Source organism: Delftia sp. 60 (assembly GCF_002754395.1).
GTDB classification, from domain to species: Bacteria; Pseudomonadota; Gammaproteobacteria; order Burkholderiales; family Burkholderiaceae_C; genus Comamonas; species Comamonas acidovorans.
Genome location: NZ_PEFD01000001.1, coordinates 5,551,776 through 5,577,752, shown reverse-complemented (window position 1 = coordinate 5,577,752; position 25,977 = coordinate 5,551,776). Strand labels below are relative to the sequence as shown.

Here is a 25,977-nt window from a genome sequence, read left to right as displayed (position 1 = left end):
TCGGTGCATGCGGGCGACAGGCCTGCGCCTTGTTCCAGCCCTTGCCGCCGAGCCCTGCCTGCAGCGCAGGGTTTTTCATTTGCAGCGTGTCATGCGGACAGCTCGCATCGCAGTGCTGAAAGCCTGCTCATTCCAAGAAAACAGCGGGCCATCTGAGCCCGACAGAAGGGATTGCCATGGGGGTGCTTCGCACGAAAGCGATCAGTGGGTTGCAGGGGGCTCCGGCGCACAGCCGGCCCTGGAGCCGGTGGGGGTTGGGGCTGCTGATGGGATCGGCGGCGCTGACGGCGCAGGCCGTGGGCGTGCGCCAGTTCAGCCCGCAGGGAGAGGTGGCCAAGGTCGAGCAGGTGGTGGTGCAGTTCGATGGCACGGCCGTGCGCTTTGGCGACCCCAAGGCGGCCGCGCCGGTCACGCTCAGCTGCAGCGATGCGGCGGCTACCCAGGGCACGGGCCGCTGGAACAGCGACCGGGAATGGGTGTTCGACTTCAAGCAGGCCCTGCCGCCCGGCGTGCGCTGCACGGCCCAGCTGGTGGCCGGCTACAAGTCGCCTGCGGGCACGGCCGTGACGGGCGCTGCCAGCTACCAGTTCCAGACCGGCGGCCCTGCCGTGCTGGACATGGCGCCCGACACCTATGAACAGATCGACGAGGAGCAGTACTTCGCGCTGCGCCTGTCGGGCCCGGCCACCTTGCAAAGCCTGCAGCAGCACATGTGGTGCACGGCCGAAGGCGTGGGCGAGCGCATTCCCGTGCGCCTGATCGACGGCAAGGAGCGCGACGAGCTGCTCAAGCACCGCGGCTGGGACAAGGCCGCCGCCAAGAACCCGCTGCAGTACGCCACGCTGGCCTGCAACCGCCGGCTGACGGCGGGCACGACCATGAAGCTGGTTTTTGGCGCAGGCATCGCCACGCCCAATGGCGTGGCCAGCCGCCAGGACAAGCGCTTCGAGTACCGCGTGCGCGAGCCCTTCGCGGCCGAGTTCAGCTGCGAGCGCGAGAACGCCCAGGCCGCCTGCCTGCCGATCCGCCCCATGCGCCTGAACTTCAATGCCCCCGTGCCGCGCAAGCTGGCCGAGGGCATTCGCCTGAGCAGCGGCGCCTCCAAGGTGGCGCCCGTGATCGACGGCGAATACGGCGAAAAGCTCAGCGAGGATTCGCTGGTGCAGAACCTGAGCTTCCCGGCCACCATGCAGGCCCAGGCGCGCTATACGGTGGAGCTGCCTCCGCAGTTCAAGGACGCGGCAGGCCGCAGCCTGAGCAATGCCGACATGTTCCCGCTGCAGGTGGCCACGGGCGCGCTGCCGCCGCTGGCCAAGTTCGCGGCCTCGCCCTTCGGCATCGTCGAGCGCTATGCCGAAGGCCCGGACGGCCCGGCCCTGCTGCCCGTGACGCTGCGCAATGTGGAGTCCGAGCTGGCCACCAAGTCCCTGGATGCCAGCCGCGTGAGCACCAAGCAGCCCGGCAGCGATGCCGAGATCATCGCCTGGATGCGCCGTGTGGCCGACTACGAGTCCTCCGACATGGACCGCAAGCGCGCCTCGCGCGACATCAAGGGCCCGCTGCCGCCCGTGATCGACAACGAAAACCGCGACTATGTGCAAACGCGCATGCTGTCGCTGCTGGCCGGCCAGGGCGACGTCAAGACGCTGGAGCTGCCCAAGCCCGTCAAGGGCGATCCGCGCCCCTTCGAGGTGGTGGGCATTCCGCTCACGCCGGGCTTTCACGTGGTCGAGATCGCCTCGCCGCTGTTGGGCCAGTCGCTGCTCGATGAGCGCTACGGCTCGGCGCGCAGCATGTATGTGCGCACCTCGGCCCTGGTGACCAACCTGTCCGTGCACTTCAAGCTCGGCCGCGAGAACGCGGCCGCCTGGGTGACCACGCTGGACAAGGGCCAGGCCGTGGCCAATGCCAAGATCCAGGTCTCTGACTGCAATGGCAAGGTGCTGACCTCGGCCACCACCGACGCCAGCGGCGTGGCGCGCCTGGAAGGCCTGTCGCCCGAGCCGCCCCAGTGCACGGGCGGTGTCGGCTACCGCTCGCCGGCCTACTTCGTCAGCGCACGCGCCCAGGGCAAGGACGGCCAGCAGGAGCTGGCCTTCACCTGGAGCGACTGGCAGCGCGGCATCGAGTCCTGGCGCTTCAACGTGCCCACCAGCCGCAGCGCCCAGCGCGACGAGGTGGCCCACACCATCTTCGACCGCACGCTGCTGCGCGCCGGCGAGACCGTGTCCATGAAGCACCTGATGCGCACCCAGACCGGCATCGGCCAGGGGCAGGGCGGCTTTGCGCTGCCCGAGCAGCGGCCCACGCAACTGGTCATCACCCATGAAGGCAGCGGCCAGCAGTACACGCAGCCGCTGCAGTGGCGTTCCACGGGCACGGGCGGCCTGAGTGCGGAAAACAGCTTCTCCGTGCCCAAGGGTGCCAAGCTCGGTTCGTATTCCGTGGAGCTGCGCGGCGATGGCAACGGCTCGCGCGGGCGCAACAACCGCTTCGGCACGGGCAGCTTCCGTGTCGAGGAATTCCGCCTGCCCGTGCTCGAAGGCCGTGTGGGCCCCGAAGGCAAGCAGACCCTGGTCGGCGTCTCCAGCCTGCCGGTGCAGGTGCAGGTGAACTACGTCTCCGGCGGCCCGGCCGCCAACCTGCCGGTGCGCGTGTCCGCCCTGGTGCGTTCCACCTGGATGGACCGCAGCGACTGGCAGGGCTTCAGCTTCTCGGCACCGCGCAGCGCCCAGGACACGGGCCAGAGCGATGACGAGGAGGCCACGGCCTCCCAGGACAGCAAGGTGGTGGCCGACAAGCTGCCCGTGACGCTGGACCGTGAAGGACTGGGCAAGCTCAAGATCGAGAACCTGCCCAAGCTGCGCGAGCCGCGCGAGCTGCTGATCGAGGCCACCTATGCCGATCCCAACGGCGAGGTGCAGACCCTGCGCAGCACGCAGATGCTGTGGCCCGCGGCCATCGTGGCCGGCGTGCGTGCCGAAAGCTGGATCACCACGGGCCGCAAGCTCCAGTTCCAGGCGCTGGCCCTGGGCGTGGACGGCAAGCCCCAGGCCGGCGTGCCGGTCAAGGTCGAGGCCATCTCCCGCGTCACCACCAGCAGCCGCAAGCGCCTGGTGGGGGCTTTTACAGCTACGACAACCAGACCACGCTCAAGTCCATGGGCACGGTATGCACGGGCAACAGCGATGCCCAGGGCATGGTGCAGTGCGAAGCCCAGCTGTCGCAGCCCGGCGAGGTGGAGCTGATCGTCACCGCCTCCGACAAGGATGGCCGGCCCGCCCAGGCCGCCTCCAGCGTCTGGGTCACGCGCCAGGGCGAACTGTGGTTCGGCGGCGAGGACCATGACCGCATGGACGTGCTGCCCGAAAAGCGCAGCTACGAGCCCGGCGAGACAGCGCGCTTCCAGGTGCGCATGCCCTTCCGCTATGCGACGGCCCTGGTCGCCGTGGAGCGCGAAGGCATCGTCAGCACCCAGGTCATGCAGCTCAATGGCCAGAACCCCACCGTGGAGCTGAAGGTCCAGCCCGACTGGGGCCCCAACGTCTACGTGAGCGTGCTGGCCCTGCGCGGGCGACTGCGCGAGGTGCCCTGGTACAGCTTCTTCACCTGGGGCTTCAAGGCGCCGCGCGAGTGGTGGAACGCCTTCTGGCACGAGGGCAAGGAGTACATCGCGCCCACGGCCCTGGTCGACCTGTCCAAGCCCGCCTACCGCCTGGGCATGGCCGAGATCCGCGTGGGCACCAAGGCCCACCGCATCGACGTCAAGGTCACGGCCGACCAGGCCAGCTACCAGGTGCGCGGCACCGCCAAGGTCACCATCAGCGCCACGCTGCCCGACGGCAAGCCCGCCGCTGGCGCCGAGGTGGCGCTGGCGGTCGTGGACCAGGCCCTGCTGGAGCTCATGCCCAACACCAGCTGGCAGCTGGCCGACGCCATGCTGCGCCGCCGCGAGTGGGGCGTGCAGACCTCGACCGCGCAGATGGAGGTGATCGGCAGGCGCCACTACGGCCGCAAGGCCGTGGCCGCTGGCGGCGGCGGTGGCCGCAGCCAGACGCGCGAGCTGTTCGAGACGCTGCTGCTGTGGAATCCGAGCGTGGTGCTCGATGCCCAGGGCAAGGCCCAGGTCAGCGTGCCGCTCAACGACTCGCTGACCACCTTCCAGGTGGTGGCGGTGGCCGACCATGGCGTGTCGATGTTCGGCACGGGCCAGGCGCCCATCCGCACGGCCCAGGACCTGCAGATCATCAGCGGCCTGCCGCCGCTGGTGCGCGAGGAGGACCAGTTCCGTGCCATGGTCACGCTGCGCAACACCTCGGCCAAGGCCATGAAGGTGCAGGTCACGCCGCGTGCCACGCTGCTGGAGCTGGCAGCGCAGACCGTGGAGATTCCCGCAGGCGAGGCGCGCGAGGTGGCCTGGAACGTCACGGCGCCGGCCCAGCTGGGCCAGACCCGCGCCGAGGCGCTGATCTGGGAGATCGAGGCCCGCGACACCGCAGGCGGCGACAAGCCGGCCAGCGACAGGCTGAAGGTCAGCCAGCGCATCATCCCGGCCGTGCCGCTCACGGTGCAGCAGGGCACGCTGATGCAGGTCGATGGCAGCATCAACCTGCCCGTGCAGCTGCCGGCCGATGCACTGTCCGGCCGCGGCGGCCTGCGCATGTCGCTGGCGCCCAAGCTGGCCGAAGGCCTGCCGGGCGTGCGCGACTGGTGGGCGCGCTATCCCTACAGCTGCCTGGAGCAGGTCACCAGCAAGGCCGTGGGCATGAGCGACGCCACGCTGTGGCAGTCCACGATGGGCCAACTGCCCAGCTACCTGGACGGCGACGGCCTGGCCAGCTACTTCCCGCTGGCAGGCGACGGGTCGGGCCGTGCGGCCCGCGGCAGCGATACGCTGACGGCCCACCTGCTCAACCTCTCGGCACTGGCGCAGGGCGTGGACAAGCGCTTCGTGCTGCCGGCTGCCGAGCGCGAGCGCATGGAAAACGGCCTGATCGCCTTCGTCGAAGGCCGCATCCAGCGCAGCTTCTGGAGCCCGCGCAAGGATCTGGACATGCGCAAGCTGGCCGCCATCCAGGCGCTGGCGCTGACGGGCCGCGCCAATCCGCGCATGCTCGACAGCATCACCATCGCGCCCAATGACTGGCCCACGCATGCCGTTATCGACTGGGTGGCCCTGCTCAAGCACATGCGCGAGCTGCCCCAGCGCGAACAGCAGCTGGCCCAGGCCCAGCAGATCCTGCGCGCCCGCCTGAGCTACCAGGGCACGCGCGTGGCCTTCAGCAACGAGCAAGACGACCAGTGGTGGTGGCTGATGCAGGGCCCCGAGGTCAACCTGGCCCGCCTGATGCTGGTCAACATGGACGACCCGACGTGGAAGGAAGAGCTGCCGCGCCTGGCCAATGGCTTCATCTCGCGCCAGAGCAACGGCGCCTGGGGCACGACCACGGCCAACCTGTGGGGCGCGCTGGCACTGCAGCGCTTCTCGCAGCAGTTCGAGGCCACGCCCGTGACGGGCGCCACCCAGGCGGCTTTGGGCGCGTCCCAGGCCCGCGTGGAGTGGAGCCAGGTCACGCGCATGCGCGCCAGCGACACCGAGGGCGCGGCGCACCAGGCGTCCAGCTTCGGCGCGACCACGGTGGTCGGCGGCCTGCGCAACAACACCATGTTCCTGCCCTGGAGCGCGGTGGGTGATGCCCGCAAGGGCCAGCTGACGGTGACCCAGCAGGGCACCGGCAAGCCCTGGCTCACGCTGCAGTCGGTGGCGGCCGTGCAGCTGAAGGCGCCGTTCAGCGCCGGCTACACCGTCACGCGCACGGTCAAGCCCGTGGAGCAATCCGACAAGAGCCTGCCCGCAGGCCAGTACTCTCGCGGCGACGTGCTGCGCGTCACGCTGGAGGTGCAGGCCCGCACCGACATGACCTGGGTGGCCATCACCGACCCCGTGCCCACGGGCGCCACCATCCTGGGCGGCGGTCTGGGGCGCGACTCGGAGATCGCCTCGGGCGGCGAGCGCGCGGAAGGCGCGGGCTGGCTGGCTTATGAAGAGCGCAGCTTCGAGGCCTACCGCGCCTACTACCAGTACCTGCCCAAGGGCAATACGCGTGTGGAGTACACCGTGCGGCTGAACAATGCCGGCGACTTCGCGCTGCCGCCCACGCGGGTGGAGGCGCTGTATGCGCCCGAGATGTTCGGCGAGGTTCCCAACGCCCGCATCAAGGTGAGCGACAAGCGCTGATGCAGCGTTGATGGCGCCCTGACAAGGGGGCGGCCCTGCGGCCTATGATGGCTGCAGGACCGCCCCCTTTTTCATCACCCTCCGCTCCATGGCACAAGTCATCCTCTCTCCGGTTCCCGCAGGCAGCGCCCTGCAGGACCGCCTCAAGACCGCCTATTTCCACGACAGCTACCAGCTGCAATTGCCGGACGACGGCAGCAGTCCCATGGCGCTGTACCTGCGCTGCGTGGGCCGCACGCCGGGCTGGATCGACTTTCTGATGCGCCTGCGCAACCGCGTGGTGGCGCCCTTCGGCATCAAGGACCTGGGCACGCTCAGCGGCGTCGATGCGCAGCGCCAGCCATCGAGCTACCGCGTGGGCGACCGCGCCGGCATCTTCCGTGTCCATGCCCTGAGCGACAGCGAAGTGGTCCTGGGCGACAGCGACCGGCACCTGGACGTGCAGGTCTCCCTCATGCGGCTGCCCAGCCCCGAGGGCGCGCCGTCCGGCACCTTCACCGCCGCCATGTCCACCGTGGTCCATGTGCACAATGCCTTGGGCCGTATCTACATGCTGGGCGTGGCGCCGGCCCACCGCGTCATCGCCCCGGCCGTGGTGGCCAAGCTGGCCGGCTGAAAGCTGCGGATGGAGCCGTCGGCTGTCCAGGCCATCAAAATGGCCGTCGTGGGTGCCTCGGGGCTGTCCAAGGACGCCTTGCATATCTACGTGGGCCTGGCGGTGGCGCTGGCCGCCTGCGCCGTGCTGCGCAGACCCCTGGGCAGCTGGACGCCCCTCCTGGCGGCCCTGGCGGTGGCCATGACGGGCGAGCTGCTGGACATGCGCGACGATATCGCGAGCCTGGGGTATTGGCGCTGGGGCGCCAGCCTGCACGACATTGCCAATACCGTGTTCTGGCCCGCCGTACTGGCTGCGCTGGCGCGCTGGAGCAGCGTGCTGGGGCGTCGGCCCTGAAGTCAGCAAATCGGAAGCCTTTGGCGTTGGCGTCCGACGCCTGCTTCCACGCCGCCCTTGCATACTTGCGGCCTTTGCCCGGCGGACATCCCCCGAGCAGGGAACGCGGCCCGCCCCACAAGGGCAGGGCCGCCACCATTGCGAATCGGTTCCCGGGCACACCATTGATCACAAGAGAGAGGGTATATGCCAGACACGACCACCGATCCCCGACCGGCGCCACCCGCGCCACCGGCGGCTGCGCCACCGGATGCACCGCAGGCGGCCACGCCATCGCCAGCCGAGCCTGCACCGCGCATCACCTTCTCAGGCCCCGTCGTCATTCCTTCCCTGCTGGTGCTGGGCCTGCTGCTGCTGTACTGCGGCCTCATGCCCGACAGCGCCGACCGGCTGTTCTCCAGCGCCCAGGCCTGGGTGGTGGGGCACATGGACTGGTTCTATGCCGTCTCGGTCACGCTGTTCCTGGTCTTTCTGATCTTCGTCGCGTCCAGCCGTTTCGGTGATATCCGCCTGGGTCCCGATGATGCGGAGCCCGAGTTCAGCTTCATCTCCTGGACCGCCATGCTGTTCGCCGCCGGCATGGGCATCGGCCTGATGTACTTTGGCGTGGGCGAGCCGCTGCAGCATTTCCTCAAGCCGCCCACGGCCGTGCCTTCCACGCCGGCCGCCGCGCGCGAGGCGCTGCAGTCCACCTTCTTCCACTGGGGCTTCCATGCCTGGGCCGTCTACGGGACCATGGGCCTGGTGCTGGCCTATTTCGGCTTTCGCTACAACCTGCCGCTGACCATGCGCTCGGGCCTGTACCCGCTGCTGGGCAAGCGCATCAACGGCCCCATCGGCCACAGCGTGGATGCCTTCGCGCTGGTGGGCACCATCGCGGGTATCGCCACCACGCTGGGCTATGGCGCGCTGCAGCTGGCCGCCGGCCTGCACACGCTGACGGGATGGGACACCTCCACGGCGCTGTTCCGCATCTCGGTCATCGTCATCGTGGTCGGCCTGGCCGGGCTGTCGGCCGTCTCGGGCCTGGACAAGGGCGTGCGCCGCCTGAGCGAGTTCAATCTCGTGCTGGCCTTCATCCTGCTGGCCTTCGTCATTGTGGCGGGGCCCACGGTCTTCCTCTTCGAGGCGCTGAGCGAGAACATCGGCAACTACCTGTCTGGCCTGGTGCAGCTGTCGTTCCGCACCTTCGCCTACGAGCCGCCCAGCCAGGAAGGCTGGTTCGGCGGCTGGACCATCCTCTACTGGGCCTGGTGGATCTCCTGGTCGCCCTTCGTGGGCATGTTCATCGCGCGCATCTCGCGCGGGCGCACCATCCGCCAGTTCGTGACCGGCGTGCTGCTGGTGCCCACGGCCTTCAACCTGCTGTGGATGACGGCCTTCGGCAACAGCGCCATCTGGATAGACACCCACGTGGCCATGGGCGCGTTGGGGCAGACGGCCTCGAACGTGGATGCGCTGCTGTTCCGCTTCTTCGAGTACCTGCCCTGGTTCAAGCCCGTGGCCTGGCTCACCATCGTGCTGATCGCGGTGTTCTTCGTCACCTCGGCGGACTCCGGGGCCTTCGTGGTGGACAACATCGCCTCGCGCGGCCATGCGCGTTCGCCGGTCTGGCAGCGGCTGTTCTGGGCTGCCGTGCTGGGCGTGACGGCCATGGTGCTGATGCTGGCCGGCGGCCTCAAGGCGCTGCAGGCCATGACCCTGGTGGCGGCCCTGCCGGTGGCCGTCATCATGCTGGCGCTGTGCTACGGGCTGTGGCGCGGCCTGCTGGCCGACCGCGCGCACTTCTCGCCCGACCTGGCCCCGGCCACCAGCTTCTGGAGCGGCCAGCACTGGCGCAAGCGCCTGGAGCAGATCGTGCACCAGCCCTCGCGCGCCGATGTGCGCAGGTTCCTGGCCGGCGTGGTGCTGCCCGCCATGAACGAGGTGGCCGCCGAGATGCAAAGGCGCGGCGTGCAGGCCGTGGTCACCGAGGACCTGGATGGCGAGGGCGCCGTGCGCCTGACCGTGCCCGATCCCTCGCTGCGCGACTTCGTCTACGGCGTGCGCGCCACGCGCCGCACGGTGCCTACCTTCCTGGTGAGCGAGGCGGCCAGCGAGCAGGAGCGGCGCCATGTCTACGAGCCCATCACCTTCTTCGAGGACGGCCGCCTGGGCCACGACATCCAGTACCTGCGCAGCGAGGAAGTCATCGCCGACATCCTGCGTCACTACGAGCGCTACCTGTCGCTGAGCGCCGACCAGCGCACGCATCTGCTGAACCGAGCTCCGGGCCACAGCTGAGCCGTGCTGCGCAGCGCCGCCGTCGCGGCACCCCGGGCCTTTGGGTAAACACCGGGGTGCCAGCCGGCGGCCGCCTGCGGATACTGGGCGCTGCCATGCAGCTCGAATACTCTACCCATTCGCAGGAGCCACGCCATCGTTTCGACTACTGGCACGAGGTGGTCTGCCGCCACTGCATCCCGGCCGACAGCCACCGCGCGCAGGGGGATGGTGCCGGTCCCGGCGGCTTCGGGGCCACGCTGTCCGTGCGGTCCCTGGGACTGCTGGAGATCAGTGCCATGTCGGCGCCCAGCCACCGCTGGGTGCGCAACGCAGCCCACCTGCGCCTGCATGCGCGCGACGAGCTGTGGCTGGGCTATCTGCTCCAGGGCCAGGCCGAGGTGCGCCAGGGCGGGCAAGTGGCCCGGCTGAGTGCGGGCAATCTGGTGCTTTATGACGCTGCGCAGCCTTTCGAATTCTCGGTGGCGCCCCGCGATATCCTGCTGATGCGCATTCCGCGCAGCGAATTGTTGAATCGCTTTGCCCGTGCACCCTTGCACGCGGGCCGGGCGCTGCATGGCCATGCCCCGGCCGTGGCGCCGCTGCGGGCCATGCTCGGCGAGGCCATGGCCATGCCGCCTGCGCCGCACGGTGATGCCTTGGCGCAGCGCTTCGGCATGGCGCTGCTCGATGTGCTGGCCCTGGCGCTGGAGATGCAGGAAATGGCCGTGCAGCCCCGCGCGGAACGGGACCTGCACGGCCGCATCCAGGCGTTTATCCAGGACAACCTGGGCTCGCCCGAGCTGTCGCTGCAATGGCTGGCGCAGCAGCACAACGTCTCGCCGCGTACCGTGACGCGGGCCTTTGCGCGGCGCAACCAGACGCCCATGGGCCTGGTATGGCAGCTGCGGTTGCAGGCCAGCCGCCAGGCCCTGATGCAGGGGCGCTGCTCCAGCGTGACCGAGGCGGCCTTCGCGCATGGGTTCTCCGATGCGGCGCACTTCAGCCGAGCCTTTCGCAAGGCGTTCGGCTGCACGCCCCGCAGCCTGCTGGCCGCCTGAGCAAGGTCGCTGACCCTCCCGAACAAGCGTGGGTGCCGCCGGCTCCCTAGCATGGGCCTGCCGTGCGTCCCGTGCGGCTTTTCCAGTGCAACAACGGTGGCGCCCCGGAGCCGGGCGCCGGGAGACATGCCATGAACGACAGCGAACTGCACCATCTCGAACTGCTGGAGGTGGGGCGCGAGATCCAGTCCCGCCGCATTTCGTCGGAAGAGGTGACCCGCCACATGCTGGCGCGCATCGAGGCCGTGGATGCGCGGCTGCACAGCTACGTGACGGTGATGGCGCAGCAGGCGCTGGAGGACGCCCGCCGCGCCGACGCCGAGATCGCGCAGGGCCGCCGCCGCGGTGCGCTGCACGGCGTGCCGCTGGCGCTCAAGGACCTGCTGTGGACCCGGGGCGTCCCCACCACGCATGGAATGACGCTGCACCGCGACCATCGCCCCACGGAAGATGCCACCGTGGTGCGCAGGCTGCGCGAGGCCGGCGCCGTCATCCTGGGCAAGCTGCAGCAGACCGAAGGCGCCTTCGCCGACCACCATCCCGAGATCACTGCCCCCGTCAACCCCTGGGGCGCCCAGCTATGGCCCGGCGCCTCGTCCAGCGGCTCGGGCGTGGCCACGGCGGCGGGGCTGTGCTTCGGATCGCTGGGCACGGACACCGGGGGCTCCATCCGCTTTCCATCGGCCGCCAACGGCATCACGGGGCTCAAGCCCACCTGGGGCAGGGTGAGCCGCCACGGCGCCTTCGAACTGGCCGCGTCCCTGGACCACATAGGCCCGATGGCGCGCAGTGCTGCCGATGCCGCAGCCATGCTCGCGGCCATCGCCGGGGCGGACCCGCTGGACCCTACGGCCAGCCAGTGCAGCGTGCCCGACTATCTGGCCATGATGACGCGCGGATTCTCCGGCCTGCGCCTGGGCATGGACTGGCAATGGGCACTGGACGGCGTGGATGCCCCCTCCCGCCAGGCGGTGGAGCAGGCCCTGGCGGTGGCGCAGCGCCTGGGGGCCAGCGTGCAGGAAGTCCGCTTTCCCGATGCCACCCAGGCGGTGGAGGACTGGCCGGCGCTGTGCGCGGTAGAGACCGCCGTGGCGCACGGCGCCACTTTCCCTGCACGGCGCGAGGCCTATGGCCCCGGGCTCGCCGGGCTGATCGACCTGGGGCTGGGCCTGTCCGCCACCGACTACCAGCGGCTGCTGCTGCGCCGCGCGGACTTCACGGGCCGGGTGCGCGCACTCTTCGCTCAGGTGGACCTGCTGCTGGTTCCCGCCACGGCCTTTGCGGCCCCCACGCTGCAACGCATGGCGCATTTCGGCTCCGATGCCGAGCTGTTCTCGGGCATGCTGCGCTACACCTGCCCGTTCGACCTCACGGGCAGCCCCACGATCACGCTGCCCGGCGGACGCACTCCTGAGGGCGCGCCCGTGGCCTTCCAGTTCGTGGCCCCCGACTTCCGCGAAGACCTGCTGGTGCGCGCGGGCTGGGCGTTCCAGCAGGCCACGGACTGGCACAGACGGCACCCTGCTGCCTGAGCTGCCTGAGCTGCCTGAGCTGCATGGGGCCGCCAGTCCGATGGCGCGACACGGGCCTGTCACACAGCCTTCCTAGACTGGCGTGATGTCCTTGATCGAGATGGAAGGTGTCGCCAAGTCCTGGGGCGGCACCACGGCACTGCAGGCGCTGGATCTGCGGATTGAACCCGGATCCTTTTGCGTGCTGCTCGGTCCCTCGGGCTGCGGCAAGTCCACCACGCTGCGCATCATCGCGGGCCTGGAAAGCGCCACCTCGGGCCGTGTGCGCATCGATGGGCAGGACGTGACACACCTGCCGCCCGCACGGCGCGGCATTGCCATGGTGTTCCAGAACTACGCGCTGTTCCCGCACCTGACGGTGGCGCAGAACATCGGCTTCGGCCTGTCCGTGCGCAAGGTCCCGGCGGCCGAGGCGCGCCGGCGCATCGACGAGGCCGCCGCGCTGCTGGGCCTGGACGCGCTGCTGGCACGCCGGCCCGGCCAGCTGTCGGGCGGCCAGCAGCAGCGCGTGGCGCTGGGCCGCGCCCTGGTGGCCCGCGCCCGGGTCTGCCTGATGGATGAGCCGCTGTCCAACCTCGACGCCCAGCTGCGCCAGGAAATGCGCACCGAGCTGCGCGAGCTGCAGCGGCGCCTGGGCCTGACCGTGGTCTATGTCACCCACGACCAGGCCGAGGCCATGGGCATGGCCGACCAGGTGGTGCTGCTCAGCCAGGGGCGCGTGGAGCAGTGCGCCGCGCCCCAGGAGATCTACAGCCGGCCCGCCACCACCTTTGCGGCGCGCTTCATCGGCACGCCGGCCATGAACATCGCGCGCCTCGACGGCCTGCACATCGCGGGCAGCCATGCCAGCGCCGCGCCCGCCGGCCTGCAGCAGCCGGGCCAGGCGCGCTGGCTGGGCGTCAGGCCCGAGGACATGCGCCTGTCGCTCCATGGCGATGTCGGCAGCGGCCCCGTGGTGGCCGCCGACATCGAAAGCCTCGAATACCTGGGCGCCGACCTGGTGCTGCGCTGCCGCGTGGGCAGCGAGCAACTGATGGTGCGCACCGCTGGCAGCCAGCTCGGCGGCCTGCAGCCGGGCCAGCTCGTGGGCCTGCGCTGGGCGCGCGAGGCCACGCATTTCTTTGACGAAAAGGGGCGGCGCTGCACGGCCTGATGCCGTGGCACCGCTCCTATCTTCCTCCGCAGTTCCACCGTTTCAGCCGTTCCGGCTTTCGCATCCGAAGCACCTTCCAGGAGAGTCCGCCATGCAACGCCATGCCTTCCTCAAAACCCTCGCAGCCGCTGCCGCCCTGGCCGCCACGGGCCTGCTGAACACCGCCAGCGCGCAGACGCCGCTGGAGGTGCCGTTCTACTACCCCGTGGCCGTGGGCGGCCCCATCACCAAGGTGATCGACGGCTATGCGGCCGAGTTCAACAAGGCCCATCCGCAGTACCGGATCACGCCCGTCTATGCGGGCACCTACCAGGAGACCATCGTCAAGGCGCTGACGGCCCACAAGTCGGGCAAGCCGCCGGCCAGCTCGGTGCTGCTGTCCACCGACATGTTCACGCTGATCGACGAGGACGCCATCGCCCCCATCGACGACTTCGTGAAGACCGATGCCGACCGGGCCTGGCTCAAGGGCTTCTACCCGGCCTTCATGGCCAACAGCCAGGCGGGCGGCAAGACCTGGGGCGTGCCCTTCCAGCGTTCCACCGTGGTCATGTACTACAACAAGGAAGCCTTCAAGGAAGCCGGCCTGGACCCGAGCAAGGCGCCGCAGAACTGGAAGGAACTCAAGGAAGCCGCCCACAGGCTGACGAAGAAGGACGCCGGCGGCAAGGTCTTGCAGTACGGCATACAGATCCCGTCCACGGGCTTTGCCTACTGGATGCTGCAGACCCTGACCACGCCCAATGACGTGCTGCTGGCCAACGAGGCCGGCACCCAGGTCACGCTGGACAGCCCCAAGGTAGTGGAGGCGCTGGACTTCTGGGTGGGCCTGGTCAAGGAGGGCGTGCACCCGGCCGGCGTGGTGGAGTGGGGCACGACGCCCAAGGACTTCATGGAAAAGAAGGCGGCCATCATCGTCACCACCACGGGCAACCTGACCAATATCCGTGCCAATGCCAAATTCGACTTCGGCGTGGGCCAGATCGCAGGCAATGTGCGCAAGGGCTCGCCCACGGGCGGCGGCAACTTCTACCTGTTCAAGAAGGCGCCCCGGGAACAGCAGGAGGCGGCCTTCCAGTTCATGAAGTGGGTCACCCAGCCCCCGCTGGCCGCGCAGTGGAGCATGGACAGCGGCTACGTGGCCGTCTCGCCCGCCGCCTATGACACGCCCGCGCTCAAGAAGTACGGCCAGGACTTCCCGCAGGCCCTGGTGGCGCGCGACCAGCTGCCGGTATCGGTGGCCGAGTTCTCCACGCATGAGAACCAGCGCGTGACCAAGGTGCTCAACGACGCCGTGCAGGCCGCCCTCAACGGCAGCAAGACCTCGGCCCAGGCCCTGCAGGATGCGCAAAAGGAAGCAGACCGCATCCTGCGCCGCTACAAGTGATGGTGCAGTGCCGCTGACCGCATGAGCTCCGCTCCCGCCTCCCTTGTCCGCGGCCGCCAGGCCGTCCATGCCTGGCTGATGCTGCTGCCGGCGCTGGTGCTGCTGGTGGCCTTCACGCACTGGCCGGCCGTGGCCACGCTGATCGACAGCCTGCATGCCACGCCGCGCGGCGGCCAGCCAGGGCCATGGGTGGGGCTGGAGAACTACGCCGTGATGGTGGACGACCCGGTGTTCTGGCAGGCCGTGCGCAACAACCTGTGGTTTGCGGCGGCCACGATTCCGCTGTCCATGGCGCTGGCGCTGGCCATGGCGCTGTGGGTCAACGAGAGGCTGGCCGGCCGCGCCTTCGTGCGCATGGCGTATTTCACGCCCACGGTGCTGCCCATGATTGCCGTGGCCAATATCTGGCTGTTCTTCTACACGCCGCAGTACGGGCTGCTGGAGCAGCTGCGCGGCGCACTGGGCCTTCCCGCGCACAACTGGCTGGGCGACCCGTCCACGGCGCTGGCCTGCGTGACCGTGGTGGCGGTGTGGAAGGAGGCGGGCTTTTTCATGATCTTCTACCTGGCCGCGCTGCAGACCCTCAACCCCAGCCTCAAGGAGGCGGCGGCCATCGAGGGGGCCTCCCGCTGGTACTTCCTGCTCCGCGTGCAGTGGCCGCTGCTGATGCCGACCACGCTGTTCGTGCTGGTCAACGCGGTGATCAATGCCTTTCGCCTGGTGGACCATCTCTTCATCCTCACGCGCGGCGGGCCGGACAACGCCTCCACGCTGCTGCTCTATCACCTGTACGAGGTGGGCTTCAAGTTCTGGGACACGGGCTATGCGGCGGCCCTGACCGTGGTGCTGGTCGCCGTGCTGGCGGCCGTGGCGCTGCTGCAGTTCTTCGTGCTCGACAAGAAGGTGCACTACCAATGAGCGCCGCACCCATTGCCCCGCGCCATGCGCCGCCCGCGCTGTATGGCGCCACCTGGCTGGACACGCTGGCCGCCTGGCTGCTGGCCCTGCTGTGGATACTGCCGCTGGCCTATGCGTTCTGGACGGCCTTCCATCCGCCCGAATACTCGGCACGCTTCGACCTGGCCGCGCCCTGGACGCTGGAGAACTTTCGCCGTGCCTGGCAGGCCGCGCCCTTTGCGCGCTATTTCCTGAACACGGCCGTGCTGGTGGTCATGATTTTGGCGGCCCAGCTGGTGCTGGGCACGCTGGCGGCCTATGCCTTTGCACGCTACCGCTTTCGTGGCCAGGGCCTGGCCTTTGCCCTGGTGCTGGTGCAACTGATGATCATGCCGGACATCCTGCTGGTGGCGAACTACCAGACCCTGTCGCGCCTGGGCGCCGTCGATACGCTGCTGGGCATCGGCCTGCCGTACTTCGCATCGGCTTTTGCGATCTTTTTGCTGCGCCAGACCTTCCTAGGCATTCCCCGGGAGCTGGACGAGGCCGCGCGGGTGGAGGGTGCCAGCACCCTGCAGATCCTGTGGCGCGTCTACGTGCCGCTGGCGCGGCCCGTGTACCTGGCGTTTGCGCTGGTGTCGGTGAGCTTTCACTGGAACAACTTCCTGTGGCCGCTGATCATCACCAACAGCGTGCAGGCGCGCCCGCTCACGGTGGGGCTGCAGGTGTTCTCCAGCGTGGAGTCTGGCGTGGAATGGGCCACCATCACGGCCGCCACGCTGATGAGCTCGGGCCCGCTGCTGGTGGCCTTCGTGCTGTTCCAGCGCCAGTTCGTGCAGAGCTTCATGCGTGCGGGGATCAAGTGAGGGCGGTGCTAAAGTTCCTTGTCCCAGCCTTTCACCCCGAGGTCCACCATGTCCGGTCCCGCATCCGCAGGTCTGTTCATCTACGCCAAGCAGCCTGACCGGCTGGCGCTGTTCTACATGGAGGTGCTGGCCATGCGCATGCTGCACCACACCAGCGAGCTCATGGTGCTGCAGTCGCCGGACCTGCAACTGGTGCTGCACGCCATTCCCGAGGCGATTGCGCGGCACATCACCATCACCGAGCCCCCCCAGCCGCGCGAGAACGTGGCCCTCAAATTCTTTGCCACCGTGACCAGCTTCGCGGCCGTTCGTCCCCTGGTCATCGCCCATGGCGGCCAGCTGTGGGAGCAGTCCTGGCAGGGGCCGGGCTTTCGCGTCTGCAACGCCATGGACCCCGAAGGCAACCTGTTCCAGCTGCGCGAGCCGCTGCCCGCATGATGCAGATCCTCACCTGGAACACCCAATGGTGCCTGGGCCTGGACGGCCGCATGGACCCGCAGCGCATCGTGGCGCATGCGCTGTCCATGGCCGATATCGACGTGCTGTGCCTGCAGGAAATCGCCATCCACTATCCCGGCCTGCAGGGTGCGCCCGGCGACCAGGTGGCGCAGATCCGCCAGGCCCTGCCCGAAGGCTGGAAGGTCTTCTTCGGCGCCGCCGTGGACGAGTTCACGGCCGTGGGCCGGCAGCGCTTTGGCAACCTGGTGGCCACGCGCCTGCCGGTGCTGCAGCTGGCCCACCACCGCCTGCCGTATCCGCACGATGGCGGCGTGCGCAGCATGCCGCGCTGCTGCACGGCGGCCACGGTGATGGATGCCGCGCTGGGCCCCGTGCGGGTGATGAGCACCCACCTCGAATATTTCTCGCGCCGCCAGCGCATGGCGCAGGCGCTGGCGCTGCGTTCCCTGCAGATAGAGGCCCTGGGCCAGGCCGAGGCGCCGCCCCAGCCCGCCAGCGACGGCTCGCCCCAGCAGACCAAGCCGCACACGCCGCATGCCGTGCTCTGCGGCGATTTCAACTTCGAGCCGCATGAGGACGAATACGCCGGCCTGTCCGCCCCCTGGGCGGCCGGCGAGCAGGGAGCCCTGAGCGCCGGCCAGTGGCACAACAGCTGGAGCGTGCTGCACCCGGACCAGCCCCAGCCGCCCACCTTCCGGTTGTTCGACCGCCAGTGGGGTCCCGAGCCCGGCGCCTGCGATTTCGCCTGGGTCAGCGACAGCCTGCGCGGCCATGTGCGTGGCTGGGCCGTGGACAGCGACACAAGGCTCTCCGACCACCAGCCCGTGCTGCTGCAACTGGATTGATCCAGGTCAGGGTCCGCCGCCAAGCCGGCCTTCGCCTACAGACAGTGTGGCGGGCCTGCTCCAAGGTCATGGGGACTGTTTTGAAGGAGCATCCATGAGCCCCAATCCGCTGTCCACGATTCTTCACCGCACCTGGTGGGTGCTGCTGCTGCGCGGCCTGGTCGCCATCGCCTTCGGCGTGCTGACCTGGGCGCAGCCTGCGGTATCGCTGGCGGCGCTGGTGCTGACCTTCGGCGCCTTCACCTTCGTCGATGGCCTGCTGGGCGTGTATTCGGCCATCCAGGGGCGCGACCAGATGCGCCATTGGTGGGTGCTGCTGCTGTGGGGCCTGGCCGGCGTGGTGGTGGGCGTGCTCACCGTGGTCGCGCCCGGCGTCACGGCGCTGGTGATGACGCTGTACATCGGCGCCTGGGCCCTGGTCACGGGCCTGCTGCAGATCGTGGCGGCCGTGCGGCTGCGCAAGGAGATCACGGGCGAGTGGCTGCTGATCCTGGGCGGCGTGCTGTCCGTGCTGTTCGGCGCCTTCGTGCTGGCCCAGCCGGGCGCGGGCATGATGGCCATGCTCTGGGTGCTGGCTACGTATGCGGTGGTCTTCGGCGTGCTCATGGTGCTGCTGTCCTTCAAGCTCAAGAAGGGCATACGCCATTCTTCCTGAGCCGCTGGTGCAAAGGCGGACAATGCCGGCTCCATGATCGAATCCCGGCGACCTTCTCCCTTCATGCGTCTTCCCCGCGCGGCCCTGGCGGCCGCGCTGCTGTTCGCGGCGGCCGGTGCCGCCCAGGCGCTGCCCAGCTTTTCCGAGGTCCGCGAAGGCCACCGTTCCTCCGAGACCGAACTGCTCTCGCGCGAGGGCGAGGTGCTGCAGCGCCAGCGCACCGACGCCAGCGTGCGCCGTGGCGACTGGGTGGCCCTGGCCGACATCTCGCCCGCGCTGCGCACGGCCCTGGTGCTCAGCGAGGACAAGCGCTTCTACGAGCACAGCGGCGTGGACTGGGCGGCCGTGTCCTCCGCCGCCTGGGGCAACCTCTGGAACCAGCGCACGCGCGGCGCCAGCACCATCACCATGCAGCTGGCGGGCCTGCTGGATGGCGACTGGCGCCAGGGCCCGGGCGGGCGCAGCGTGGTGCAGAAACTGGGCCAGACCGTGTCGGCCCAGGTGCTGGACCGGCGCTGGCGCAAGGACCAGATCCTGGAGGCCTACCTGAACCTGGTGCCCTTCCGGGGCGAGATCGTGGGCATCGATGCGCTGTCGCGCACTCTGTTCGGCAAGGCCGCGCACGGGCTGGACGCGCGCGAGGCCGCCATTGCCGCCGCCCTGGTGCGTGCCCCCAACGCCTCGCCCGAGCGCGTGGGCCGGCGCGCCTGCGGCGTGCTGCAGTCGCTGGCGCCCGAGGATGCGGCGGCGCGCGACTGCACGGCCATGGAACTGCTCACCGCCAGCGTGCTGCTGCGCCGGCAATGGGCGGCCAGCGAAGGCCAGGCCCCGCATCTGGCGCGCCGACTGCTGGCCGAGCCGCAGTCCAGGGGCCAGGCGCGGGTGCGATCCACGCTGAGCGCGCCCGTGCAGCGCTTTGCCGTGCAAAGCCTGCAGCAGCAACTGCGCGAGCTGCAGGGCCGCAACGTGGAGGACGGCGCCATCGTCGTGCTGGACAACGCCACGGGCGAGGTGCTGGCCTGGGTGGGCTCGTCGGGCGAATTGAGCCAGGCGGCCGAGGTGGACGGCGTCACGGCCATGCGCCAGCCCGGCTCCACGCTCAAGCCCTTTCTCTATGCCCAGGCCATTGCCGAGCGGCGGCTGACGGCGGCTTCGCTGATCGAGGATTCATCGGCCCACATTCCCACGCAGAACGGGCTCTACATTCCGCAGAACTACGACCGGCGCTTCAAGGGCTGGGTCTCGGCGCGCACGGCGCTGGCGTCGTCGCTCAACGTGCCGGCCGTGCGCACCCTGGTCATGGTCACGCCCGATGCCTTCTTCTCGCAACTGCAGCGCCTGGGCCTGCCGCTGCGCGAAAGCGGCGGCTACCACGGCTTCAGCCTGGCGCTGGGCAGCGCCGAGGTGCCGCTGCTGCAGCTCACCAACGCCTACCGCGCCCTGGCCAACGGCGGGCAACTGACGCCCGTGCGCTGGGCGGCGCAGCCCACGGGCGCGGGGTCCGCAGCGCAAAAGTCGGCTGCGCCCGTGCAGGCCATCGACGCACGCGCGGCCTTCATCGTGGGCGACATCCTGTCCGATCCCATGGCGCGCGCGCCCACCTTCGGCACGGACAGCGTGCTGGCCACGCGCTTCTGGTCGGCCGTCAAGACCGGCACCAGCAAGGACATGCGCGACAACTGGGCCGTGGGCTGGTCGCAGCGCTACACCGTGGGCGTGTGGGTGGGCAATGCGCGCGGCGAGGCCATGCACTCGGTCAGCGGCACCAGCGGCGCGGCACCTGTCTGGGCGGCCGTGATGGGCTTCCTGCATGCCCGCACACCCAGCCGCGCGCCCAAGGCGCCGGCGGGCGTGCTGCAACAGGCGGTGCGCTTCGGCCCCGATGCCTCGGGCCTGCCGCTGGAGAGCGCGCGCAGCGAGTGGTTCGTGGCGGGCACGCAGCAGAGCCTGTTCGCCATGGCAGGCAGCGGCCTGCCTGCCGCATCCGCATCGACACGCGGGACTTCGGCAGCCTCGCCCGTGCGCATTGCGCGCCCGGCCAACGGCACCATCCTCGCGCTGGACCCCGACATTCCGCCAGACCGCCAGCGCGTGCAGCTGTCGGCCCGGCCCTCGGGCACGGCCGCCACGGAGGAATGGCAGGACGCCAGCCTGCGCTGGCGCATGGTCAGCGCCGCCCCGCCCGGCGCGGCCGAGCCTGCGCCCAAGGAGATCGGCCGGGGTGCTGCCGCCGCATGGATGCCCTGGCCCGGCCGCCACCGGCTGGAACTGGTCGATGCCAAGGGGCAGGTGCTGGACAGCGTGCAGGTGGAGGTGCGCGGCGCCGGCGTGGTGGCTTCGCGCGCGGGCGGGCGCTGATCAGGCGCCGGTCGTGATCACTGCGCCGCGCGGGGGCCCGCCGCGCGGATGCCCGCCGCACGGAAGCCCGCCGCAGTGAAGGCCACCAGCTCGTCGATCACATGCTCCACGGGGTCGGCGCGGTGGCCGCCGCCCAGCATGCGGCTGACTCGGCCGTTGTCGGAGCGGATGTACATCATGGCGCCGTACATGCATTCCAGGCGCCACTGGAAATCGTGCTGCGACAGCTGCGGCAGAGCCTGGCGCAGCAGGGCCGCAAAGCGTTTGGCAGCCTCGTCGTAGGCGGCAAACACCACCTCCCTGACTGCCTGGTCGGGATCGACCGAGCACAGGGCCGTGACGCGGTTGAAGTCGGCCTCGCCCTCGCTGTGGGCGGCGCGCAGCGCAGGGGCGATGAAGGCCCGAAGAATGTCCTCCACGGCGGGCTGCGGCGACTGCTGCTCCAGCCTTTGCAGCAGCGCATGGCGCTGTCCGTTGACGGCCATCACGCGCTGCTCGAACAAGGCCTTGAGCAGGCCCAGCTTGTTGCGGAAGTGGTAGTGGATGGCGCCCGTGTCCACCTCGGCCAGCGCCATGACGGCGCGCAGCGACGTGCCCGCGTAGCCATGCCGCGCAAACAGCTGCTCGGCGGCTTGCAGAAGGCGTTCGCGGGCCTGGGCGCGGGGTTCCTCGGCCGCGGTGTCATCGGTGCTGGACGTCATGGCTGCGGATCATAGACAGCGCCAGGCCCTTGCCGCACCAAACCATGGCATGGTGGTGACATGGATTGATTCAGTCGACTGACTGAATTAACATGCGCAGCCATCACACAACGACAAGGAGACACAGCATGACCACCCGCAAGTGGCTCGGCGCCCTGATGGCGCTGGGCTGCACCCTGGCCACCGCGCAGGAGCCGTTCCCGTCGCGGCCGCTGACCCTCATCAACCCCTGGGCGGCGGGCAGCTCCACCGATGTGATGGCGCGGACGTTGGCAGAGGAATTCCGCAAGCAGCTGGGCCAGAGCGTGGTCGTGGTCTCGCGCGACGGGGGCTCGGGCGTGATCGGCATGAATGTGCTGGCCCAGGCGCCGGCCGACGGGCTGACGCTGGCCTTCACGCCCATGACCCCCATCACCGTGCAGCCCCACTACGTCAAGGGCCTGAAGCTGGGGCCCGACAGCGTGCAGCCGCTGTGCGGCGTGACGGAGAACATCCTGGGCGTCAGCGTGCGCGCAGACAGCCCTTTCAAGACGATAGGCGAGCTGGTGGCGGCGGCGAAGAAGGGCTCGCTGAGCTACGGATCGCCGGGACCGAACTCGGCGCCCTTCCTGGCCATGGACCAGCTGGAGCGCGACCAGGGCCTCAAGCTTGTGCATGTGCCCTACAAGGGCGATGCCGGCTCGATACAGGAATTACTGGCCGGGCGGCTGGACTTCGTCAGCAGCATCGCGGCCTCGGCTGCACCCCAGATACGCGCGGGCAAGCTGCGCCTGCTGGCCGTGGCCTCGGAGCGCCGCCACCCGGCCTTCCCCGAGGTCCCCACCTTCAAGGAACTGGGCATGGCGGTGCAGGAGGAATCGTTTGCGGGCCTGTTCGTGCCGCGTGGCGTGCCCGAGGCGGTGCTGGGCCGGCTGGATGCCGCCTGCGCCGCCGCAGCGCGGTCCGATGCCGTCAGGCAGGTGGCCCAGCGCGGCGACCAGGTGGTCTTCCACCAGGACCGCCGCCAGTGGGACCGGCGCATTCACGACGAATTCCGCAAACAGGGCGCAGCGGCCGAACGCCATGCGCAGTGACCTCCTTTTCGCCATCTCTCCATCCATGACCGATTCCAGCCTGCCCCCCATCCGCCGCGTGATCACGGCCAACGACGCACAGGGCCGCTCCTTCATTGCAAAGGACGGCGCCTCGCCCGCCGTGCGCCTGGTCGAGGAACGCCCCGGCTACCGCATCACCAACCTGTGGCGCACCGATGCCTCACCCGCGCAGATCAATGCGCCCGACACCATTGCCATCCACCAGGGCGTGGCACCGCCGCCCTATGGCACGGTGCTGCGCATCCTGGACATTCCGCCCGAACCTGCCGATCCGCAGGAGCTGGCGCGCGCCCTGCATGCCACCTTTACACGCATGTACGGCGACGCCCACCGCAACGTGCAGCCCGGCGAGCATCCGGGCATGCACCGCACGGATACCGTGGACTACGCGCTGATGCTGGAGGGCGAGCTGGTCGCCATCCTGGACCGCCAGGAAACCGTGCTGCGCGCCGGTGACGTGCTCATACAGCGCGGCACCAACCATGCCTGGGCCAACCGCTCGGGCCGGCCTGCGCGCATTGCCTTCGTGCTGGTGGCGGGCGAGCAGGGCTCCTGACTCAGGGGGCCTGGCCTGCCCATACCGCCGCGGCAGGGCGTGGCCGCACGAAGCGCTGCTCGATCACTGGCTCGCCCCATTGCTGGCCCGGCCATTCCTCGGCCAGGGTGAAGCCTGACGATTCGTAGAGCCGGCGTGCTGCATCCAGGCCCCGGAAGGTCCACAGCTGGGTGGCCTCGAAGGCCTGCTGGTCGCAGAACGCCAGGGCCTGCTGCAGCAGCTGGCGCCCCGTGCCGGCGCCGCGCAGGCCGTCTTCCAGGATGAACCAGCGCAGATGCGCCTGGCGGTCCTCGGGGTGCTTGCCCAGGTCCTCTCCATCGATGGCCACGGAGCCCACGATGCGGTCGCCGTCCAGCGCCGTCCACAGCTGGTTGCACGGCTTGTCCAGCCGGCCTGCGAACTCGGCCAGGCCGCTGGCCACGCGGCTTTCGAAGAAGACGCCAAAGCCTGCGTGGCGCGCATAAAAGCGCGCATGCATGTCCACGATGCGGCCCAGGCAGCCGGGCCGGTATCCGGGCAGGACCTGTATCTGCGTGGGCACGGGCTGGGGCAGGGGCTCCTCCTGCCGGTGCGCCTGCAGCGCCCGGGCGTACAGTGCCAGCCCTTGGGCGACGGCCTGCTGCTGCGGCGCCTGCATGCGGTCCAGCGCCGCCGTCACCTGCTGGCGCCCGAAGGCCTCGATGGCGGCCAGCGTGCGCCGGCCCTTGGCGGTCAGGCCCAGCTGCTTGACGCGGCCATCCTCGCCATCGGCGGCTTCCTTCAGCTCGCCCGCCTCCACCAGCTTGCGCACCATGCGGCTGACGCTGGATTTCTCCAGCCCCAGGACCAGGGCCAGCTGCGAGGCGGCCATGCGCCCCTGCGCGCCGATCTCCAGGATGGCATGCACGGCCGAGGGCGGATAGTCCGTGGCCGCCAGCGTGGCCTGCATGAAGCCCAGCTCGCGCACCATCAGGCGCGAGGCGGCGCGGATGCCATCCACCAGGGAAAGATCGTGCTGCGGCATGGGTGCTCCTTGGGGCCGTGCAGGGTTTGAATATGGTTGCATGGTACAACCATAAATGCCGCTGCGCATCTGTTGATGCAGCGATGCGTACCCCAGGCGTAAAAAAGCCGCCCGGCGCATGCGGGCGGCTGGGGCCTGGCGCAGATGCGCAAGGCTCAATTGACCATCAGGCGGAACGGCCAGACATAGGCCTGCAGTGTCACGAAGATGCCCATCAGGCAGGCCAGGGCGACGGAGTGGAAGAACACGTAGCGCAGGATGTCGCCCTCATGGTTGAACCAGCGCGTGGCCGTGGAGGCGACGACGATGGACTGCGCATCGATCATCTTGCCCATCACGCCCCCCGAGCTGTTGGCCGCGCCCATGAGGTTGGGCGACAGGCCCAGCTGCTCTGCCGCCACCTTCTGCATGCCACCGAACAGCACGTTCGATGCCGTGTCCGAACCCGTCAGCGCCACGCCCAGCCAGCCCATCAGGGTGCCGAAGAAGGGGTAGAACACGCCCGTATTGGCGAAGGCCAGGCCCAGCGTGGTGTCCGTGCCCGAGTAGCGCGTCAGCGTGCCCAGGGCCAGCATCAGCACGATGGTGATGAGCGAATAGCGCACCAGCCAGATGGTGCGCACGAACTGGCTGACCAGCTGCACGGGGTTGTACTTCATGACCAGGCCGCCCACGATGGCCGACAGCAGGATGCCCGTGCCCGTGGCCGACAGCAGGTTCAGCGTGTAGATGGCGCCTTCCTTGGTGGGCTGGCGCACGACGGGCGGCACCTTCTCGATCAGGTTGTGCAGGCCTTCCATGGGAAAGGCCGGGGCGAACAGGCCGTTGAGCGCGGCCTTGACCGAGGGCAGGCCCCAGATGAAGACGAAGACCGTGAGGATGGCCCAGGGCGTCCAGGCGCGGATCACGTCGGCGCGCGGGTGCTGGGTCACGGCGCGGGGCGCCTGGGCCTCGCCGCCGCTGTTCTCATGGCCCTTGAGCGAGGTCGAGCGCCAGATGGTCCTGGGCTGCCACATGCGCAGGAAGCCGACCGTGCAGACCATGGAGACGATGGCCGCGATGATGTCCACCAGCTCGGGGCCGATGAAGTTGGACACCAGGTACTGCGGAATGGCGAAGGACACGCCGGTCACCAAAATGATGGGCCAGATCTCCATCATGGCCTTGCGCCCGGCAAAGGCCCAGATCAGCCAGAACGGCACCAGCACCGAGAAGAACGGCAGCTGGCGGCCGACCATGGCCGTGACTTCCATCAGGTCGTAGCCGTGCACCTTGGCCAGCGTGATCACCGGCGTGCCCAGCGCGCCGAAGGCCACGGGCGCGGTATTGGCGATCAGCGACAGGCCCGAGGCGGCCAGCGGCGAAAAGCCCAGGCCGATGAGGATGGCCGCCGTCACGGCCACGGGCGTGCCGAAGCCGGCCGCACCCTCGAAGAAGGCGCCGAAGGCGAAGGCGATCAGCAGCAGCTGGATGCGCCTGTCCTCGGTGATGCCGGCAATGGAGTCCTGCAGGATCTTGAAGCTGCCGTTCTTCTCGGTCAGCTGGTGCAGGAAGATGATGTTCAGAACGATCCAGCCGATGGGCAGCAGCCCCGTGAAGCCGCCGAACAGTGCCGCGCGCCCGGCCATGCCTGCCGGCATGTTGTAGACGAAGACCGCGATCACCAGCGCCGCAATCAGCCCGGCGCCGGCCGCCAGGTGGGCCTTCATGTGCAAAAAGCCCAATCCCACCAGCATGACCACGACCGGGATGGCCGCGAGCAGTGTGGACAGCCACATGTTGGAAAGAGGGTCGTAGACCTGCTGCCAAACCATAGGAGCGTCTCCTGAAGAGTTTTTAGGATGTTGTGCGGGGCGGATCGTCGCTCTCATGGCTGGTTGGCACACTAGCGTTAGCCCTCGGTTGGGCTGCGAGAGAGAAAATTTCAATCGGCGCACAAATCACTTCAAACCCGAACG

18 protein-coding genes and 1 pseudogene are annotated in these 25,977 nt (G+C 69.3%); 16 read left to right on the top strand and 3 right to left on the bottom strand.

What is annotated here, in order from left to right:
* The first annotated feature begins 176 nt into the window (after nt 1-176).
* The 14 genes and pseudogenes from CLV01_RS25110 to pbpC all read left to right on the top strand — a co-directional run bounded on the left by CLV01_RS25110 (nt 177) and on the right by pbpC (nt 20,665).
* Nucleotides 177-6,238: pseudogene (locus tag CLV01_RS25110) on the top strand (alpha-2-macroglobulin family protein).
* A gap of 88 nt (nt 6,239-6,326) precedes the next feature.
* On the top strand, nt 6,327-6,854 hold the full coding sequence (locus CLV01_RS25105) for a DUF2867 domain-containing protein (RefSeq protein WP_013800955.1): 528 nt from the start codon (nt 6,327-6,329) through the stop codon (nt 6,852-6,854).
* Nucleotides 6,855-6,893: 39 nt separating this feature from the next.
* Entirely contained in the window at nt 6,894-7,190 is a 297-nt protein-coding gene (locus CLV01_RS25100) for a hypothetical protein (RefSeq protein ID WP_099735056.1), read from the top strand.
* A 186-nt stretch (nt 7,191-7,376) separates the two neighbouring features.
* Nucleotides 7,377-9,473 (top strand): BCCT family transporter, encoded by a 2,097-nt coding sequence (locus CLV01_RS25095; protein ID WP_099732957.1) that lies wholly within the window; start codon nt 7,377-7,379, stop codon nt 9,471-9,473.
* A gap of 95 nt (nt 9,474-9,568) precedes the next feature.
* Nucleotides 9,569-10,513: a helix-turn-helix domain-containing protein gene (locus tag CLV01_RS25090; protein ID WP_099735057.1), complete on the top strand. Its 945-nt coding sequence runs from the start codon at nt 9,569-9,571 to the stop codon at nt 10,511-10,513.
* A 131-nt stretch (nt 10,514-10,644) separates the two neighbouring features.
* The gene (locus tag CLV01_RS25085; protein ID WP_099732958.1) at nt 10,645-12,045 is read left to right on the top strand and encodes an amidase; all 1,401 of its coding nucleotides are present in this window, start codon (nt 10,645-10,647) and stop codon (nt 12,043-12,045) included.
* An 85-nt stretch (nt 12,046-12,130) separates the two neighbouring features.
* Entirely contained in the window at nt 12,131-13,198 is a 1,068-nt protein-coding gene (locus CLV01_RS25080) for an ABC transporter ATP-binding protein (RefSeq protein WP_065345628.1), read from the top strand.
* Between the two features lie 91 nt (nt 13,199-13,289).
* On the top strand, nt 13,290-14,585 hold the full coding sequence (locus tag CLV01_RS25075; protein WP_099732959.1) for an ABC transporter substrate-binding protein: 1,296 nt from the start codon (nt 13,290-13,292) through the stop codon (nt 14,583-14,585).
* Between the two features lie 21 nt (nt 14,586-14,606).
* A complete protein-coding gene (locus tag CLV01_RS25070; protein ID WP_099732960.1) occupies nt 14,607-15,503 on the top strand; it encodes a carbohydrate ABC transporter permease in 897 nt (298 codons plus the stop codon).
* A complete protein-coding gene (locus CLV01_RS25065) occupies nt 15,500-16,348 on the top strand; it encodes a carbohydrate ABC transporter permease (RefSeq protein WP_012207102.1) in 849 nt (282 codons plus the stop codon). Before CLV01_RS25070 ends, CLV01_RS25065 begins: the two co-directional genes overlap by 4 nt.
* A gap of 48 nt (nt 16,349-16,396) precedes the next feature.
* Nucleotides 16,397-16,786: a VOC family protein gene (locus CLV01_RS25060; protein ID WP_012207101.1), complete on the top strand. Its 390-nt coding sequence runs from the start codon at nt 16,397-16,399 to the stop codon at nt 16,784-16,786.
* Nucleotides 16,783-17,652 carry an endonuclease/exonuclease/phosphatase family protein gene (locus CLV01_RS25055; RefSeq protein WP_099732961.1) on the top strand — a complete coding sequence of 290 codons (870 nt, stop codon included), beginning with the start codon at nt 16,783-16,785 and terminating at the stop codon, nt 17,650-17,652. The genes CLV01_RS25060 and CLV01_RS25055 overlap by 4 nt, the downstream gene beginning before the upstream one ends.
* Before the next feature lie 94 nt (nt 17,653-17,746).
* Nucleotides 17,747-18,307 (top strand): HdeD family acid-resistance protein, encoded by a 561-nt coding sequence (locus tag CLV01_RS25050; protein ID WP_012207099.1) that lies wholly within the window; start codon nt 17,747-17,749, stop codon nt 18,305-18,307.
* A gap of 33 nt (nt 18,308-18,340) precedes the next feature.
* The gene (pbpC, locus tag CLV01_RS25045) at nt 18,341-20,665 is read left to right on the top strand and encodes a penicillin-binding protein 1C (protein WP_099732962.1); all 2,325 of its coding nucleotides are present in this window, start codon (nt 18,341-18,343) and stop codon (nt 20,663-20,665) included.
* 17 nt (nt 20,666-20,682) lie between these two features.
* On the opposite strand, the gene CLV01_RS25040 is transcribed toward pbpC, so the two are convergent.
* Entirely contained in the window at nt 20,683-21,366 is a 684-nt protein-coding gene (locus tag CLV01_RS25040) for a TetR/AcrR family transcriptional regulator (RefSeq protein ID WP_099732963.1), read from the bottom strand.
* 128 nt (nt 21,367-21,494) lie between these two features.
* Here CLV01_RS25040 and CLV01_RS25035 point away from each other — a divergent pair, with 128 nt between their 5' ends.
* Complete coding sequence (locus CLV01_RS25035; RefSeq protein WP_012207096.1) at nt 21,495-22,439, top strand: tripartite tricarboxylate transporter substrate binding protein; 945 nt, start codon at nt 21,495-21,497, stop codon at nt 22,437-22,439.
* A 25-nt stretch (nt 22,440-22,464) separates the two neighbouring features.
* Complete coding sequence (locus tag CLV01_RS25030; protein WP_099732964.1) at nt 22,465-23,016, top strand: cupin domain-containing protein; 552 nt, start codon at nt 22,465-22,467, stop codon at nt 23,014-23,016.
* 1 nt (nt 23,017) lies between these two features.
* On the opposite strand, the gene CLV01_RS25025 is transcribed toward CLV01_RS25030, so the two are convergent.
* On the bottom strand, nt 23,018-24,019 hold the full coding sequence (locus tag CLV01_RS25025) for a bifunctional helix-turn-helix transcriptional regulator/GNAT family N-acetyltransferase (RefSeq protein ID WP_099732965.1): 1,002 nt from the start codon (nt 24,017-24,019) through the stop codon (nt 23,018-23,020).
* 155 nt (nt 24,020-24,174) lie between these two features.
* Entirely contained in the window at nt 24,175-25,833 is a 1,659-nt protein-coding gene (locus CLV01_RS25020; RefSeq protein WP_013800968.1) for an L-lactate permease, read from the bottom strand.
* Nucleotides 25,834-25,977: the final 144 nt, after the last annotated feature.